The organism is Pseudomonas sp. M30-35 (genome assembly GCF_002163625.1).
GTDB lineage: Bacteria > Pseudomonadota > Gammaproteobacteria > Pseudomonadales > Pseudomonadaceae > Aquipseudomonas.
In genome coordinates this window covers 1,003,591-1,020,068 of the sequence record NZ_CP020892.1, presented here as the reverse complement: position 1 = coordinate 1,020,068, position 16,478 = coordinate 1,003,591, and the positions used below count along the sequence as shown (strand labels likewise).

Below are 16,478 nucleotides of genomic sequence, written 5' to 3'. Positions count from 1 at the left end.
GACCACTATTGGCCACTTCTTTTCTGATTTATATGACGTGTTACAGGGACGTCACCGGGCGCTCTTGGCGCGCTCGGCAGTGTCACGGGCTGCGCCCGAACCGCTGCCGAGCTGCCAGAGCGAAAGATCAACGAAAGGCTTCATGTCGTTAGGCACAAGCACAGAATCGCGCATATCGTGAATACGGGCCGTGAGCAGGACGACAAGGTTGGTAGTGCGGGTGCGCTTGGACTCAGACCGAAAGAGCCGACCTAGATAGGGAATATCCGACAGGATCGGGATGGCGGCGGTTGAGGTGTCTTCTTGCTGCGACCTGAGACCACCCAACAACACCCCTTGCCCATCTTTCAATTGCACCCGCGTTAACACCCTTCTGGTGTTGGTGATGATGTCTGCAGCGGTCTTATCATCCGAAACACTAGAGGCCGACTGGTTAACCTGCAGCTCGATGGAGTTGGACGGGGTTATAAACGGTGTAACCTCAAGGGACACGCCCACATCTTGGCGGACGATGGTTTGAAACGGATCTGATGCCGGCGTGGAACCGCTGGTGGTTTGCCCAGTAATAAACGGGACGTTCTGGCCAACAACGATGGAAGCGGATTCGCGGTTGAGGGTGAGCAATTGCGGTGTTGAAAGTAGCCGACTGTTGCCGCTGGTTTTGATGGCCTGCAGGAAGGCTGAAATGGTCGGGCCGGTAAAGGTCAGGCTAAACCCTAAATCAGACCGATCACTAGGCCGCAGTGATGCCCCGGCCAAATCCACATGATCAGTTGAACCGCCAATGTTTAGTCCGAGCGCTGTAAAGTCATCATCAGACAGCTCGGCGATTACTGCAGTAATTTCAACTTGCCTGCGTGGTTGATCGATCTCTTTAATGACCCCGCGTATAGCCTCAAGCTGGGGTTTGGTGGCGGTGACGATGATGGCGTTCGTGGTGGGTGATGGTGTGACCATGACCTGATTGCCGTTTTGGCTTTCAGTGTCGCGGCGTGAGGCAAGTACATCGCGAATCGATTGCACTGCAAAATCAGCCTGCAGGTTCTGCAGCTGAATAACTTCGGTAATCAGGTCGGGCGATTCCGGGATCTGTTGCGAGCTAATCCGAATGGTCGTGGGCGTTGATGAAAAGTAAAAGCCGGACGATTGCACGGCGTTTTCAAGCAGTGCTTCGAGTTCTTTGTTGCCGGTGTAAGTGGCAAAGATCGACACAGGCGCAGAACGGATATCAGAACCCACCACGACCGACTTTTTCAGCTGTACAGCAGACCATTCAACAAAGTCCTGCAGTGTGGCGTCGTATAGCTCGACGCGTTCTTCTGCCTGACACTGACTGGGATTGATGGCGAGTACGGTCGCCATGCTCAGAGAAGACAGGAAAGCGCTAGCGGCCATCCTTTTACGTTCAGTAATCATGGCGGTTACTCAGCGGTAAACAGAGAGAAAGTCGTCATCACGCACCAACAGCGCTTCCCTTGGGCCGCGGTCTTTGACGGTGATGTTTTTGGCGATTAGGTCTTCTGTTGTTATCCGGGTGCCTGATTCATCCACAAAAACGTAGAGAACCCGGCCAGATAAACGACCATAAGTAGCAATACGTAACGACCCGAATTGATCGCCCAGCTTGGATGCATCGGGCGTTCGGAGTGTTTGCAAAGCATCAGGTGCTTGTACAGACGGATAGCTAACCAGAGCCACAGCAGCAAAAACGGGAACAGCAATACATAGCGCAATGACGCCTCCGAGAAACAATGCGTTGAGCGTACGAGTACGGCGGAAGAAGATTTTTGTAGTGCGCATAAAGAACCCCATGTTGCGAGGGGAAGTCGGCAGGTGGCGACGCCAGTAACCGGGCGGCAACATGGAGTACGAGCCTTTTTCGTAGTCCTTGTTGTATTCCTGCGTGGTGTCGTAAAAGCTGTAAAACTCTTTGCCCTGATAGAACCAGTCATCGACCTTGGGCGAGTTGAATTTGGGGCCGTATTTGACGATGGCCTGATGCATCTTTGGCAGGTTGCCTTTCCAGATCCCGAGCGTGAGAAGCCGCCCCGGCAAACGCAGAAAGAAAGGCACTTTCAGCTTGTCCCAACGGTTGATGTAAACGACGTGTTCAGCGATCGATTCACGGATCTGTTTATCAATGACGTTGACGTTTTGAACGCACAGCCACAGATCCCAACGGCGTTTACGCAGGAACAGAAAGAACTTGAGTAAGTCGGTACGCCCGTTCGAGTTCCAGTCCCGCGAGTTGAGCCAAACACCGGCTTCATCGAGAAAGATCCCGCCGAACATTTCTTCATCGTATTTTTCTAAGCCAAAGCCGAGGCCGGTTAAGTCTTCGGCTGATGGCAGGTCAGGCAGGCGAACAAGGCGTGAGTGCTTGTTACCGGGTCTGCAGAGCTTGTCCATTTTCACATCGACGTTCACAGCCACCCGGCGACCGGCTTTGAGATAGTCGAGAATCTTCAAAATACACAGCAATGTTTTGCCCGCACCGAGCTTGCCGGTGACGATATAAACGGCCATGGCGAGTCCCTAGGTGTGAATGAGTTTTTCGGAGAGCTTGGAAACCCAATAGAAGATCAGCGACTTGACCCGAGCCGTGACCAGTACCGCTATGCAGAACGAGAGGTTGTCGGGCAAAAACATGCGACCGAAGACAAGCAAGTCACTTGGAAAGCCGCCCGTAAGGGTGCTGATTAGTTGCGAGATACCACCGGAAAGCACAGTGATAGCGGTATAGATGGCCGCCACGATCAGGGCGAGAATGCCCAGCTTTTTGAAGAAAGAAGCAATGAACTGCATCACCGGCGTGATCAGCGGCGCGAGAAGCCCCAACAGGAATTTGCCCGCACCGGCGAAGAACCGAAGAAAGAAACGACTAAAGAACCCAATAAGCCAAGGCATGATTAGAAGCCTCCCTTCGACGCTTTAACGTCGTCTTGGCGAAGTGATGAATAGAGGATTTTCCAGAGGCCAATAAAGGTGATGCACCAGATGACCCACTCAAGCAGCGGTTTAACCCGCGTGAGTTGGCAAACTGGAATCACAAGATTGGCGGAGTAGGTTTTGAATTTGAGACTGACGGTGTAGTCAGAACACCCGGTAGCGGATGGAATAATCGTATCAATGACATCGGTTAAACCGACCTTTGAGCCATCAGCACCAAACCAGTCTTCGACATCCTTTGGCAGACTATCTAGGTACGATTGAGCGTCAGCATCGCGCTCTTCGAGAATGGAGGCGGTTTCGGTCTCAATAGCGTTGGCCAACTCGACACCGACAGCATCCCCGGCGGCTTTTGCATCGGCATCGTTGCCATCGCCTGAGTTGTCGTATTCATCGGTAACCAGCCCGTCTTTGATTTCTTCAAGCAGGTTGTTGGTTTCAGCTAAACCATCTTTAACAGCGGCTTCCAGGCTGCTAACGGCGTCTTCGACGTCCTTTACTGATTTGTTGGTAGCAAGGTCATCTTTGCCCTGTTTATCCGGTTCACCCGAACCATCATCACCGGGAGCGGAAGGGTCTTTTGGATCATTGTTTTCATTGCCGTCAGCGTTGCCGCCGTTGTCGGGATGATCCGGTGAATCTGCCGGAATCTCTTTGGACGGGTCTTTTGGGTCGAAGCATTTATAAGCACCGTTGAAATAGGTGCAGTTGCGTTGTGGTTTGTCGCCCTCGACACACTGCAGGGTAAGCCCTGAGTAATAGCAGTTCATGTCATTGGCTAAGCAGGAACCAGAGGCGCCGACCTTGATGCATTCGTTATCTTTAGGGTCTCGGCAAATTTCCCGGCCATCGGACATATAGCAGTTGGCCGATGGCGTATCTGAATCCCAAGGGTTGATACCCGTTTCGTTGCCTGCAGGGTCTTTGCACACACCCTCGCCATTACACACGATGGCATCAGGATCAGGTGAAGGTGGAACAGAGCCGTAGCCGCCCAAGTAATCGACATTGCAGCGGTAAGTTTTTTCCGGGGAAGTCAGATCCCAATAGCACTTGGTTGAATCTTTGGAGGTATCACGACGAAACGAGCAACCGTCGTAATACACCTTGTCAGGACACGCGACCTCGGATGTGGCGCCAGAGGTGTCCAGCGTGCAAATGGCTTCAAGGGTCACGTTATGGTTGTTGATGCAGTCTTTAGGCTGGTGACACGCATCTGTAGCCGGGTCTAACGAATAGCCCGGTTGGCACGTATCCCCGTTCCGGCTCACACTGACTTGAGTGTTATACCCCCCATCAAGGTAAACAACACAGTTGTAACTAGTAGCGCTTTTTTTAGTCGCTGTAACCGTAAATCGGCTAAGCGCAAATGAAGGGTAAGCGCTTGTAGCTCGCCAAACTCGATAAGCTTCACACCACTCTTGAGGTGAGCTTGTGCGTGGAACTTGCGAAACGTTTGGATTACCCCATGAATAATCCTCAGCAAACGCAAATTGCCCCCACCCCATAAGGGTGAGAGCAAGCAGTAATCGAAGGCCAATAGCCGTACGCATCTATCAGCCTCCGGGTTAGGGTTAAGCGCCTGCAGCGCTGAATACACGACCAGCGATTTTGAACAGTGCAATGCCGCCGCGAATCACACCGAACAGCACCGCACCGGCTGCCATGAGCGTGCCGAAAGCAATTGCCAGATCGGTGAAGATGGCTAGCAGTTCAGCCGGAACATCAATGGCTGCGTTAGCGGATGCAGCAGTAAGCGAAGCGGAAACAACGGTGAGCATGGCGAGCGCCTTTTTGCCGCCCAGTGCTTTACCGACACTGGTCCCGTTGCTGTTGTTGGCTTGGCCGATAGAGACGGCCAGTTGTGTTTTTTCCATGTTGAATTACCTCAGTTGGTTGATGCGTCTATCATTTCTTTCCAGCCGAGCCGGAAGTTGCCCCAAGCGACGCCAATACCTAGGGCACCTACCAAGAACCCAGCGATAACGAGGTATTGCCCCCAAGTGAAAGCCATAGTCGTTACCTCTGGTGTCCGTGGATCAGTCCAAGGGCCATGACCATCACGACGCCTTGTATGAATTGGAGCGCCCAAAGGTCGCCGAGAGTGATGTTCAGCAGGTATGCGTCCATATCCCGAAGCCCCTAAAGCGGTTGAGTGTCTTGTTCGGGTTCCAGAGGAACCGAGTACTCGAAACAAACCGGGCAGACCGCGTAGTGAGGTGGAACGCGCATATCAGGTGCCGAGTCGACGAAATCACTAGGCAAGTTGTGTAACTGGCCCATATCGCTCTGGCAGAGGTCACAGATAACGCGATCACCTTTGAGCACGGTCATGCCCTCCGATTAGCTGGCTTTCGTCGGGTCGGATGGTTTGGCCGAATCTGATGCTTTGGTCGCGCCAGTGGTGGACGGGGTTGGTGCGTTGCGAGTGCCTGGGCGTTCTACTTCTTCGATGTGCAGGGCTAGATTTTTGCCCTTGTTCTGGCCACCGCGAGCGACATCGAAGGTGATGCGCACAAGCTGCAGGGGTTCGAACTTGGAGCCAGCGTGAAAGATTTCATCAGCGACATCGTCGTCAGCAGCCATACCGATGATCGACAAGCCGTGCTCGGTTTTGCCGTCTGGTTCATCACCGTAGAAAACCTTGATGTACTTCTGGCCGTTCTCACCGTCGAAACGTTGAGTGCCGAGAAATGCTACTTCCATAGTTGAACGAGCCATGTTTACCACCTCTTTGAATTGCGCTTGATTGCGCGGTTTTGCCTTTCTTCGGGCTGAGTTTTCCCGCACCGGTTAACTTTCAGTTTTTCCGGTGGGTGGTTTTCAGTTCGAAGCGGCGTTTCTGTTAAGTCGCTAAATTCGTGAGTTGTGTTGCCTGTTTAAAACCAAGGGCCCGGCCCTTGTTATCCCGTTTCGCCCCCTAAGCCCGCGACGGTGAAGCTGTCCCGGACTCAGACGGCGATCTACTGTCAGGCGGTTGATCGGCTACCCCGCAGGCTTGTACGGCTTGTTGAATGGCCTCATCCAGCACATCGGTTACCTGCATAAGCCCTTGCTGAATGCCCATAAGCGAAACCACCGAAGCGGCAAGACAGCCCAGTACAAAGGGAATCGACCAGTGCCATAACAGTGCGACTAGATAGCGAGCCGTGCGAAAGGCTGACTTTGATTTAGCAATCTCACTGCGACAGATCTCGAAGGCAGCAACGCAAAACATGACCGCCAAAATGATTTGTAAAGTGATCATCGGAAAATCGCCCAAACAATGCTGAGGTTGATCGTGACGCAGGTACTGACTATCGCTAGCTCAGTCCACGTTATGCCCGCTCCCAAAAAAGTCATTGGTGACACCCCACAGCGGGACGTAAGGCACCGGCTTGCCCGAGTCGTGAATAACGCTCCAATACTTCGGAGGTCGTTTGCTGGGCGTGTGTTTCGCGCATTTGTAAGCCGTCTGGCAGTACCAACGGCCATTGACGAGATACGGCAGCCCATGGGGTTTGCAATCGTTGCAGGGTGTGGACTGGTAAAGAGCGGGCTTTGCCATTTCGGCCAAAGTCCAACATACAGAGCAGGCGCAGTCCTCGGCGTGAGGCTGATGCAGGTAGCGGTTGAGCGTCATAGCTCATGCCCTCCCCTAGTCGTCCGTGGGTCATGTAGATCACTGGGCGTCCTCCTGACTTTCTTTGACCTGTACGAAGCTGGCTTCTAGGCGAATGATTAACTCTGCATTTATAGAGCGGCGTGATGCCTTTGCGGCTTGTTCAACTTGAGCACGCAAGGCAGCGGGTAGCCGCAGCTTGAATTGCTGATCTGCCCTGCTCACTCGGTGAACTCTTCATCGAGAAGCTGTTTAGCAAGCAACGACACATTGACCATCATGTGCTTACCTACTTTGCGAGAAGGCAGATAACCGTTGCGAATCCAGCCCCAAACAGTGGGATGGTCATCAGCCATACGAATCCAATTTGCAAACTGGCGCCAAGGCATAAGCGGCGGCGGAGAAATAAGGTCTTTCAAAGAGAGGTCAGTTCCTTCCACATCCATGATCTTTCCTGCACTATGTTGGTCATTGTTGGACTATCAATATGGAATAAATCCATATGGACAGTATCCATAAATAACCGGATTATGGCAATAGTCCATACGATTGTTTTTGGTAATGAGCGAATCAATGCTTGATAGAGTTCTTAAATTGCTTGATGCAACCAGCCTCAAAGACCTTGCCGAGGTAAACAGCAAGGAATACGTGAGGTGGCAGAGCATTAAGAGAGGGCGAGCCAGAATTAGCGCAGAAGAAATTGACCAGCTTGGGAAGCTATACCCGAACTATCGGTGGTGGCTCATGACTGGTGAAGTCATGCCAGATAAAGGTCAGACAAGCCCAGAGTACGACGAGGCCAACCGAAACTTGACCAGTCAAAACGCGGGATAGCGATAACACAAGAATTAGCTAAACGTTGGTATGCCCGAGGGACAAGGGAGAGCAAGAAATGAAGGCTGATTGGAACGATGCCCCAGACTACATACGGACAAGGGCACGTAGGGGAAACACAAAAGGACTGATCATAGCCGGTGTGATCGGAACCTGCGTGACGCTAGGAGGACTTGCCTTTACCGACTCAGCCCGCATGGGCGACTTGGCAAAGAACTTCACGAACCCAAACTACGTAAGACCTACGCCAGACTATGAGAAGCAGCGTAGCAGAAGCGTAAGCAGCGATTCCAAAAACTGGGATCGGGTCGTGGAACAACAGGCAAAACGTGATCGCGCCCGAGAAACAGTGACCTTCACCCCACCGTCTCAAAACGAGTCAAAATCCGCCCAGGTTAAACAAGTTTCCTTCAACGACCGAAATTACGTACGACGCGGCGCGGATAACGTTTTGAAATTCGAAGACCCCAAAATACCGATAGAAGCCCCAAAGCCCCCAGAGAAGACGAAAATCACAATTGTTGAGCAAAAGCCGAGCATGAAAGACAGGGCTTGCTGGCCACACAAAGCAGGCAGCATTGAAGGCAGGAATTGCAGAGCAAGAGTTGGGTTAAGCCACCGAGATTGAAAACAGTCACCTTTTGAAAGCTGCCATTCTTAGCAATGGGCAATATATATTAAAAATAAAAACTTATGACCAACCTCAAAAGCTAGAAACTCCAATTGAATTAGCGCAAAAAGGATCAAGAAAGAAAATGTCTAACTACAAGCTTTCTGCCTCTACAAATATTACAGGACTCGGCATTAAGAAACACTTTAAAAAAACTGATCCTTGGCAACCAATATTTGAACTTGCTTGGAATGGGTTTGACGCTAATTCATCATCAGTAAAAGTTAATTACGCCTCGAATGAGGCTGGCGGACCAGAACAAATCTCTGTGCTGGACAATGGCACAGGCATAGAGTTTCTATACGCAGATAATAATTTCGGGAAGTTTAATGAATCATCCAAGCTCGGAAGAGCCAGCCAGCATGGGTCGCATGGAAGAGGCCGGTTAGCATTTCACGTACTTTGTAATGAAGCCCGTTGGCACACGCGGAACAAAAATGATGGCGATGCTGTCATAACAATTAATTCTGCCAACCTGGCAAATTACAACATTCAAGGCATAGCAAAAGAAGATCAACACGCCCTGCTATCATCAGAGTGCCAAGGAACCTGTGTTGAACTTTTTAACTTTACAAAAAATTTACCCGCTGAGCCAGAGCTTGCGAATTTAATGTCTATTGAGTTCGGGTGGTACTTAGCCCTTAACAAAGACAAAAGCCTTTTACTCAACGGAAAACCAATTGAGATTCCCGCACACGAAATTACTGAAAAAAAAATCAGTACGGAAGGACAGGATTTTGTAATAAAGGTTATTCGCTGGACTGAGAAGCCTAGCTCGGAAAAATCATATACATACTTAATGACCAGCGTAGGGTCAAATGTTCACAAAGAACTCAGCAGCTTAAACAACAAGCCCAATTTTTACACAAGCATTTATATAATTTCAGAATGGGCTAATGAGTTCGAAGAAAACAACGATACATTTCTTTCAAGCAGCTTCAACCCTAACTGCAAAACCTGGAGAAGCTTACAGAAAGACCTCAACGCCATAACACAAGATATTTATGATGATTTCTTAAAAAAATTCGCTGACATTCAGATTGATAAGTTCGAAAAAGATGGCATATTCCCTGACTACTCCAAGTTAGACACCCATGAAGCCAAATGGAGAAGTACCAAGGTAAAAAGCACAGTAAAATCTATATATCTAGCCGACCCATCTGTATTCAACACACTACAAAAGAAACAAAAGAAAATACTTATTAGGTTATTAGATCGACTGCTCATATCAAATGAGAACGACGCGCTGCTTGATATTTTGGAAAGTACCTTAGACCTCGATCAAGATTCAACAGAAAAACTTGCTCGCCAAATAAAGTCAATTAAACTTGAAAATGTAATATCAACCATTGAGATACTTTACAAAAGACAAGTTGCAGTCCACCAACTTAGAGAGATAATGAACAAACATTATCTTGAGATTCTTGAAACCCCTGATCTTCAAAGCGTAATTGAAAATAATACATGGCTATTTGGTCCAGCCTACGAAACCCTAGGTGCAGAAGAAGCGTCCTTTACAAAGCTATCAAAAGGAATACGTGACACAGTCAGAGGCATCGAAACCATCAACGAAGACGACCTAGATGAAGAAGAAAGAGATGGGGTTATAATCTCACAACGGCAGCCTGACTTATTCTTAGCAAGAAAGATACCTTCAATAGACTCCTCCGGGAGAAAATATTATCGCTGCGTTATTATAGAAATAAAAAGGCCAAGCATTTCCTTAAACATCAAGCATCTTAGACAGCTAGATGATTATGCTGCCTTAATAAAGAAATTCCCTGAATTCTCAAGCGGGCATATGCATGTTGAGTTAATCCTTGTGGGAAGAAAAATATCTGACCAAGATTCAGAGATAGAAAGCAGGATAAACAACCACATACTAAAAGGTGAAATGGGGCTAGTTTCTGACGATCCAAGAATGAAAAGATATGTTAAAAACTGGTACACAATACTCGATGATTTTGAATTAAGAAACAATCACTTTCTTGATAATTTAAAAATCGAAAGAGAATCATTAGAACTTGATAAGCTTAATAAAAACATCCTACTCAACAACTTACAAGCGCAGACCGAGACGTTAGCTACATAGCTTCAAGACAAGTTATTATTTAAAATGCGCTCCAAACAAAAAGAGCGCATTCATTTTTTTATGCACCAATACTATTCAGTATTATCAGGCGTTCTATAAATCTGAAACCAGTGACGGTTAGGCTTGCTGGTTGGCGGTGCTTTTTCGTAGTCTCGAATAGTGCAGTATCGACCATACCGTGTAATTACTGTATGAGTCTGTGTATTCATAGAGACTTCTTGGAAAGACCCTCCGTTGCGGCCAACCTCTACACCTGGGGCAACATAAATTGGCATAACATTTCCCTCAAGAACTGGATTGCTGGTAAGGACTAACATGATCAGCTTAGACAGATAACATCATAATGACACTACAGGTCAACCATTGGGCAAAGAAAGAAAGGTGTCGAAAAAGTGTCGAAATCAAATGCCAATGATGCACAGCGTTGACCAACTGGATAAAAGCGAATGCCAGAGAATGACTGGCTTTGACTAAAATAGGTCAGCAACGGACAGCGCTGAAAACGGGTTCAAATCCCCCCGGCTCCACCAAATATACATCTAAGGGCGTCCGCGGACGTCCTTTTTTGTGCCTGAAATCCAGTAAATACGGGGCTTTCAGCGCCATTAGTGTCCGCGAGCGTCCAGCAAGATCTATGTCCTTTGGTATTCCAGATGGCATTCCAAGCCTTCAAGTGCTAATTTTTGGAATACCAATGTGCGCTCAAGCTACTGCCTTTCTGAACTCAAGATCAGAACCGCCAAGCCTTTAGAGAAGGATTGCGTTCTGGTTGATGGCGACGGCCTTCAAATGCGAGTGAGAACTAATGGCTCTAAGCTATGGAATTTTAACTACTACCACCCTGTAACCAAGAAACGCATCAATATGGGCCTTGATGCATACCCTGAGCCGTCTCTAGCCCAAGCAAGGAAAATCACAGTGGAGTTGCAGCTGGCTTAACGATTGCAGCTCACAATCTCGCAACCTATAACCCTGACTATGAAATAGCAAAGATATGCCCAAAAACGCTGATTATAAATTATAAGAAATAGCACTTAGCATGCGCACGAAATATAAAACTCTCAAAAATCACTAAACGACAGGCACGGCATTATCAGCTGACAAAGCAGCTTCATTTCAACGCTACCTATCAACCAACTCAATTATTTCAATCTGATACCGATAACGGGAGGCAACATACCCCATCAGGATAGATCCAATAGACATGCCAAACAAGAACGCACCTACACCTAACAATATAGTATTGCCTACGTTACCAGCTTGAAGACCTGCACTCATAGTTCGGGAAACCCATTCGAAACCACCAAACTCAGCAGTAAATGAATACACAGTAGCCAATAAACCTATTGCGGCAGTCTTCTCGCCAAAAAAACGCCCCGTCCGCTCACTTATACGCCTAACTTTTCGGCTCAACCAAAAATGCGCATCTTTGAGAGCGGCAGCCTCATAACTAGCTAAGCGATCAGCCATCGCCTGCTCATGACGAATATCATCACACAACCCTTCAAATGCTAATTTTTTCCACCGAAAAGCAAGTAACAAAGAGGCTACCATTGGCGCAATCAATGTAATAATAGCCAACAGCATTGAGGTAGAGCTCATCAGCAATACAAATATCTTTGCATATACAGAAGGAGGCCTAACATCATAAAAAAAGACAAATCCTCCGCTAATAATAAGAAAAACGAAAGAACAGGCAAGGCACCAATTAGCTACCCATTGCGCCTTTCTTTCTAAACTCGTTCGCTGTATTTTTCGCGGCTCACAGCGGCTTAGCTCTTCCAATACCTGAATTGTTCTCTCAACTGGCTGAGGCATTTTCTTCCTCCATGATTTATTAACACCATAAAGCCATGCTCTGTAAGCGCCTTCTGAATGACGCCGAACCAACTGGCTCGTTTCCTCTGGCAAGAAAACGAGCCGTTTAAGAGGCGAATCTAATTTAAATATCTAGCGGAGGCAAAGCTTCTACAATTTTCATGGTTTCCAGACTCACAGTAACCACACACAAAAACAGTTCCAATGGGTATTTAGGATTGTTCATAGTCTCGACCGCCCATTCATTGACATCGTTCGTAAGGTAATCAGTCCTCATCAATTTAACGATGGGATGGCTCCGGCAACCGCAGAAGAACTACTTAAAACCGCGTCCGGGATTAGTTGACCACTACAATTACTCCCCAGCAAAGTAATCACTGTCGATCTGCTTCACTTGGTAGACCTGCTTAACGCTCACCCCAAGATTGTTTTCTACCATCAAGCTCGCCAGCTCCACACCATCAACCAAGACCACTTTGATATCTAAACTCAGAGCAGCATCACGGGCGCCTTGGGAAAAATCAGAGGTGGTGATAAACACGCCCTTGCGCGCGCGTTGGCGGGTTAACGCGCCAATAAATTTGTCGATTTCCGGGCGATGCACCGTGTTAGTCCAGCGCTTGGCCTGCAGATAAATTACGTCGAGGCCAAGCTTATCTTCCTTGATGATCCCGTCGATCCCATCGTCGTTGGTTGCCTGAGTTGCTTTACCAGCTTCCTTGCGGGAGCCGCCATAGCCCATGGCGATCATTAAATCGACCACCAACTGCTCAAAGAAACTCGGTGTCGCGGCTCGAACCTGAACCAACAACTCGTCAACCAGCGACTGCAACAGCGCCTGATGCGCCTCGGCCAACTGCTCGTCTGGTGTGGTCTCAGCGCTATCAAGCTCAACCATCGGCGGTACATCAGCTGCCTGGGGTTTAGCGGTATGAAAATCCGCGAACTCAGGAAACTGCTTCAACCAGCTTACAGTAATGCGCTCGGGGCCATTGGCTAAAGCGTCCAGCCCTCGCGCGGTGATCTGCACCATGCCCTTGCTTGGTATCGTCAGCAGACCTGCTTTATTCAGGTAAGTACGCGCCCAACCGACACGGTTATTCATCACCGTCTGCTGCCCGGAAGGCAGGCGCTCCTTGCGCTCTTCGTCAGTCAGCTGGAACTGATCAGCCACACGTTCTCGCAACTCGTTAAGCGGCAGAGGCGCCCCGCTCTGCACAGTTGCAAGTACGGGGCGCATTACACTTTGAAAATCCGGAATCGCCATCTTTATTCCCTATCCGTATGGCTAGCAGTCACGCGTCGCGCTGTAAATTTGTATCAAAACCAGATGCCGACTTAATCAACTTCAAAATCGCCAACGCAAATGCCCGGCTCTTGGTTTCATTGTCCAGCACCTCTAGCGACATCTTTTCGTTGTCGGTCATCGCATCCAGCACGGTGTCCACCACCCGTTTAGGGAACAAGCCATGCATTACCTGCTCGACCGAGTGGCTGTTTACCTGAGCCATTACATCCTCTTGCCGGCTAATGCGCTGGGCGATGCCAGTGAGAAACTGCAACTGATCGTCATCACTGACCTCGGCACCAAAAATATCGTTCAGCGCATCGATGATTTCCGAGAGGCGTTTCTTCTCCGGGTCATGCGCTTTGCCGCTGCCGACCGCTGTGGCCGGGTCAAGGCCGTACTCGCCGGGGTCTTCGCTGAGGCGCAGTTGATGTTCGGCGCGCTTGCTCAGGCGATAGTGAGTTAATTGCAGCTCGCCCACATCCACATCGTCTTCTTGCAGGCGATCAATACGCAGCAGCGGATACAGGTGCTTGGCGTATACACAAAGTTGCTCCAACTCTGGATCTTCATACGGCACGATCTGCGAGAGGAACTCGTACAGGCGCACAAAGCTTTGCAGGTTTTTGCGGAACAGATCGAGTTGATCAACCTGCTCGCCTGCTTCTTTCAGTGCGTGTTCGGCTTTTTTAAGGCCTGCGCTGTCGCCGTTAGCTTCTGCGGTGCGCTTGAAGTCCAGCGCGTGTTGGCGGGCCTCTTGGCTAAACGCATAACGCTTGGCAAAGCGCTCTTTGGCAGGTGCGCAGTAGTAACTGAGTTTGCTGGCCGTTGCTTTAGGGTCAAAGAAGGCCAAGGCGAATGCCTCGACTTCGGTCCAGTAATAGATGCCCTCGGCATCCAGGGTTTTCTGCAGGTCATAGATGATCTGCGGATCAGTCACATCGTTCAGCTCGGCCTTGGTGTAATACGGCAAGAAGGCGTCGAGAATGTCTTGCGGTTCGTTGAAGAAGTCGAGGATGAAGGTTTCTTTGGCCGGGAAGGTGCGGTTCAGCCGTGACAGCGTTTGCACGCAGTCCACACCTTGCAGTTTCTTATCCACATACATGGCGCACAGTTTGGGCTGATCAAACCCGGTCTGGTATTTATTGGCTGCGATCATCACATTGAAGTCTTGCGTGTCGAACGCAGCAGCCAAGTCTCGGCCATTCAGGCCAGCGTTGAGCAGGCTGCTGTTTTCTGTTACTTCCTCGGGGATCACCTCATCTGGCAACACACTGCCGGAGAACGCCACCAGCGGGTGCACATCGCCATAACCCATTTGCTGCACATATGCCTTCATCGCCAACTGGTAACGCACCGCTTCCTGTCGGCTGCTGGTCACCACCATGGCCTTGGCTTGGCCGTTCAACAGGTGGCGGATATTGGCGCGGAAATGCTCCACGATGACTTCAACTTTCTGGTTGATGTTGTACGGATGCAGCCGCACCCAACGCGCCAGCTTCATGCGCGCTTTCTTGCTGTCGACCTCATCGTCTTCGCCATCCGGGTGGGCGATCTTCCAAGCGGTGCTGTAAGTGGTGTAGTTGCGCAGCACATCAAGGATAAAACCTTCTTCGATGGCCTGACGCATGGAATACAGGTGAAACGCCTCTGGTTTGTTGCTTGAGCTGGCAGGGATAGATGGATCAGCCGGGCGGCCGAACAGCTCCAGCGTCTTGGCTTTAGGCGTTGCAGTAAAGGCGTAGTAACTGATTCGCTCATTCGGTTGGCGCGCTTGCACCGCGGCGTCTAGTAGCTCTTCGGCGCTGATTTCCTCGCCTTCCAACACGTCACTGCCGAGGATGCTTTTCAACTTGCTGGCCGATGAGCCGGTTTGTGACGAGTGCGCCTCATCAGCGATAACCGCGTAACGGCCACTGGCGAGTTTGGGGTATTTATCCAGCGCATCGAACAGTGCCGGGAAGGTCTGGATGGTAACGATGATAATGCGCGTCTGTTCGGCCAAGGCCTCAGCAAGCTGTTCAGATTTACTCTGATTGCCGACATCACGGGTGATTGGTTTGACCACGCCTTGGGCATGTTCGAACTGGTAGATGGTTTTCTGCAGTTGGCTGTCGAGTACTGTGCGGTCGGTTACCACGATCACCGAGTTGAACAGCCGCTGCCCGGCATCGTCATACAGCGAAGAAAGCTGATGAGCAGACCACGCGATGGAATTTGACTTGCCCGAGCCGGCGCTGTGTTGAATCAAGTAACGCTTGCCCGGCCCTTCAGTGCGAGTGGTGTCGATCAGTTTATTGACCACTTCCCACTGGTGATAACGCGGGAAGATCATGGTTTCTTTAGTGACTTGTGTGCCGTCAAAGGCCTCGCTGGTTTTCTTCTCTAGGTGCAAGAAGCGCCCCAGCACCTTGAGCCACGCATCGGGTTGAAACAGCCGTTGCCACAAATAACTGGTGGCATATTGGCTGTCGTCGGCTGGCATCGGATTGCCCGCGCCGCCCTCTTCGCTGCCTAGGTTAAAGGGCAGGAAGAAAGTATCTTTACCTGCCAGTTTGGTGGTCATCGCCACTTCATTCTGGCCAACCGCAAAATGCACCAACGCGCCGCGCTTGAAGGTCAGCAACGGTTCTGGCTTGCGCGTAAGCGGGTCTTTTACCGGACGGTCGTCGCGGTATTGGCGCTTGGCGTTTTCTACCGATTGCTTGAACTCGCTTTTCAACTCCAGCGTCGCGGTGGGGATACCATTGACGAACAGCACCAGATCCAACCGAGGGTTATAACTCTGCCCCCCGCTGGCCTTGTCCCGCGCATGGGGTGAATAAGACACCTCAGGTACCACACGAAGGCGGTTGCATTGATAGCGTTTGAGCGTGTCCGGGTTCATACCGTGGTCTGGCTTAAAACTGCACAGCTCAACCTTGACCGCCGGGAGCTTAAAGCCGTGGCGCAGCACATCGAGCGTGCCGCTCTGCTCCAGCTCGCGTACCAGTTTTTGCACCAGCACGCCTTCCGGATCGTTCGGATTGGCTTTGGCGAACTTATCCCAGCGCTCCGGCCAAGCTTCTTTGAAGTAGCCGAGAAAGTCTTCGGTATACAGCGCCGTGTGCCGGTCGTAAGCGCTGGCGGTGCCGACTAGCCAACCTTGGGCCGATAGTGCATCGATGATGTCCTGCTGGAACTGTATTTCCCGGCTATCCGCCATAACGCTCTGCTCCTTGCTCGG

General features: G+C 50.1%; 16 protein-coding genes and 1 pseudogene. 4 read left to right on the top strand and 13 right to left on the bottom strand.

What is annotated here, in order from left to right; genetic code table 11:
- Positions 1–51: 51 nt before the first annotated feature.
- The 10 genes from B9K09_RS04790 to B9K09_RS04735 form a co-directional block, all read right to left on the bottom strand.
- Positions 52–1,416 (bottom strand): type II secretion system protein GspD, encoded by a 1,365-nt coding sequence (locus tag B9K09_RS04790; protein WP_256574238.1) that lies wholly within the window; start codon positions 1,414–1,416, stop codon positions 52–54.
- A 9-nt stretch (positions 1,417–1,425) separates the two neighbouring features.
- On the bottom strand, positions 1,426–2,526 hold the full coding sequence (locus tag B9K09_RS04785) for a zonular occludens toxin domain-containing protein (RefSeq protein ID WP_087515752.1): 1,101 nt from the start codon (positions 2,524–2,526) through the stop codon (positions 1,426–1,428).
- Positions 2,527–2,535: 9 nt separating this feature from the next.
- Positions 2,536–2,907, bottom strand: coding sequence for a DUF5455 family protein (locus B9K09_RS04780; RefSeq protein WP_087515751.1), 372 nt, complete (start codon positions 2,905–2,907; stop codon positions 2,536–2,538).
- Between the two features lie 2 nt (positions 2,908–2,909).
- Positions 2,910–4,124: a hypothetical protein gene (locus B9K09_RS04775; RefSeq protein WP_087515750.1), complete on the bottom strand. Its 1,215-nt coding sequence runs from the start codon at positions 4,122–4,124 to the stop codon at positions 2,910–2,912.
- Positions 4,125–4,523: 399 nt separating this feature from the next.
- Positions 4,524–4,826, bottom strand: coding sequence for a hypothetical protein (locus B9K09_RS04765; RefSeq protein WP_087515748.1), 303 nt, complete (start codon positions 4,824–4,826; stop codon positions 4,524–4,526).
- 466 nt (positions 4,827–5,292) lie between these two features.
- Positions 5,293–5,670, bottom strand: a complete 378-nt coding sequence (locus B9K09_RS04755; RefSeq protein ID WP_087515747.1) for a hypothetical protein — start codon at positions 5,668–5,670, stop codon at positions 5,293–5,295.
- Positions 5,671–5,869: 199 nt separating this feature from the next.
- Positions 5,870–6,196 (bottom strand): hypothetical protein, encoded by a 327-nt coding sequence (locus tag B9K09_RS04750; RefSeq protein WP_087515746.1) that lies wholly within the window; start codon positions 6,194–6,196, stop codon positions 5,870–5,872.
- 60 nt (positions 6,197–6,256) lie between these two features.
- Positions 6,257–6,496: a DUF5447 family protein gene (locus B9K09_RS04745; protein WP_371917446.1), complete on the bottom strand. Its 240-nt coding sequence runs from the start codon at positions 6,494–6,496 to the stop codon at positions 6,257–6,259.
- Between the two features lie 114 nt (positions 6,497–6,610).
- On the bottom strand, positions 6,611–6,775 hold the full coding sequence (locus B9K09_RS04740) for an Arc family DNA-binding protein (RefSeq protein WP_087515744.1): 165 nt from the start codon (positions 6,773–6,775) through the stop codon (positions 6,611–6,613).
- Positions 6,772–6,996, bottom strand: a complete 225-nt coding sequence (locus B9K09_RS04735) for a DNA-binding protein (RefSeq protein ID WP_177408637.1) — start codon at positions 6,994–6,996, stop codon at positions 6,772–6,774. Before B9K09_RS04735 ends, B9K09_RS04740 begins: the two co-directional genes overlap by 4 nt.
- Positions 6,997–7,123: 127 nt before the next feature.
- Here B9K09_RS04735 and B9K09_RS04730 point away from each other — a divergent pair, with 127 nt between their 5' ends.
- The 4 genes and pseudogenes from B9K09_RS04730 to B9K09_RS04710 form a co-directional block, all read left to right on the top strand.
- The gene (locus B9K09_RS04730) at positions 7,124–7,384 is read left to right on the top strand and encodes a DNA-binding protein (RefSeq protein ID WP_256574236.1); all 261 of its coding nucleotides are present in this window, start codon (positions 7,124–7,126) and stop codon (positions 7,382–7,384) included.
- A gap of 58 nt (positions 7,385–7,442) precedes the next feature.
- Positions 7,443–8,012: a hypothetical protein gene (locus tag B9K09_RS04725; RefSeq protein ID WP_087515742.1), complete on the top strand. Its 570-nt coding sequence runs from the start codon at positions 7,443–7,445 to the stop codon at positions 8,010–8,012.
- 13 nt (positions 8,013–8,025) lie between these two features.
- Positions 8,026–10,146 (top strand): ATP-binding protein, encoded by a 2,121-nt coding sequence (locus tag B9K09_RS04720; protein WP_256574235.1) that lies wholly within the window; start codon positions 8,026–8,028, stop codon positions 10,144–10,146.
- A gap of 694 nt (positions 10,147–10,840) precedes the next feature.
- Positions 10,841–11,070: pseudogene (locus B9K09_RS04710) on the top strand (integrase arm-type DNA-binding domain-containing protein); the annotation flags it as partial.
- A gap of 198 nt (positions 11,071–11,268) precedes the next feature.
- Here B9K09_RS04710 and B9K09_RS04705 read toward each other — a convergent pair.
- The 3 genes from B9K09_RS04705 to B9K09_RS04695 form a co-directional block, all read right to left on the bottom strand.
- A complete protein-coding gene (locus B9K09_RS04705; protein ID WP_087515740.1) occupies positions 11,269–11,964 on the bottom strand; it encodes a hypothetical protein in 696 nt (231 codons plus the stop codon).
- 355 nt (positions 11,965–12,319) lie between these two features.
- Positions 12,320–13,231: a restriction endonuclease gene (locus tag B9K09_RS04700; protein WP_087515739.1), complete on the bottom strand. Its 912-nt coding sequence runs from the start codon at positions 13,229–13,231 to the stop codon at positions 12,320–12,322.
- A 28-nt stretch (positions 13,232–13,259) separates the two neighbouring features.
- Positions 13,260–16,457 (bottom strand): type I restriction endonuclease subunit R, encoded by a 3,198-nt coding sequence (locus tag B9K09_RS04695; protein ID WP_087515738.1) that lies wholly within the window; start codon positions 16,455–16,457, stop codon positions 13,260–13,262.
- Positions 16,458–16,478 lie beyond the last annotated feature (21 nt).

Coding starts and splice junctions, on each gene's coding strand:
- B9K09_RS04750 (WP_087515746.1), bottom strand. CDS start 6,196: ATGATCACTTTACAAATCATTTTGGCGGTCATGTTTTGCGTTGCTGCC.
- B9K09_RS04755 (WP_087515747.1), bottom strand. CDS start 5,670: ATGGCTCGTTCAACTATGGAAGTAGCATTTCTCGGCACTCAACGTTTC.
- B9K09_RS04730 (WP_256574236.1), top strand. CDS start 7,124: ATGCTTGATAGAGTTCTTAAATTGCTTGATGCAACCAGCCTCAAAGAC.
- B9K09_RS04790 (WP_256574238.1), bottom strand. CDS start 1,416: ATGATTACTGAACGTAAAAGGATGGCCGCTAGCGCTTTCCTGTCTTCT.
- B9K09_RS04700 (WP_087515739.1), bottom strand. CDS start 13,231: ATGGCGATTCCGGATTTTCAAAGTGTAATGCGCCCCGTACTTGCAACT.
- B9K09_RS04765 (WP_087515748.1), bottom strand. CDS start 4,826: ATGGAAAAAACACAACTGGCCGTCTCTATCGGCCAAGCCAACAACAGC.
- B9K09_RS04705 (WP_087515740.1), bottom strand. CDS start 11,964: ATGCCTCAGCCAGTTGAGAGAACAATTCAGGTATTGGAAGAGCTAAGC.
- B9K09_RS04725 (WP_087515742.1), top strand. CDS start 7,443: ATGAAGGCTGATTGGAACGATGCCCCAGACTACATACGGACAAGGGCA.
- B9K09_RS04780 (WP_087515751.1), bottom strand. CDS start 2,907: ATGCCTTGGCTTATTGGGTTCTTTAGTCGTTTCTTTCTTCGGTTCTTC.
- B9K09_RS04735 (WP_177408637.1), bottom strand. CDS start 6,996: ATGGATGTGGAAGGAACTGACCTCTCTTTGAAAGACCTTATTTCTCCG.
- B9K09_RS04745 (WP_371917446.1), bottom strand. CDS start 6,496: ATGGCAAAGCCCGCTCTTTACCAGTCCACACCCTGCAACGATTGCAAA.
- B9K09_RS04695 (WP_087515738.1), bottom strand. CDS start 16,457: ATGGCGGATAGCCGGGAAATACAGTTCCAGCAGGACATCATCGATGCA.
- B9K09_RS04785 (WP_087515752.1), bottom strand. CDS start 2,526: ATGGCCGTTTATATCGTCACCGGCAAGCTCGGTGCGGGCAAAACATTG.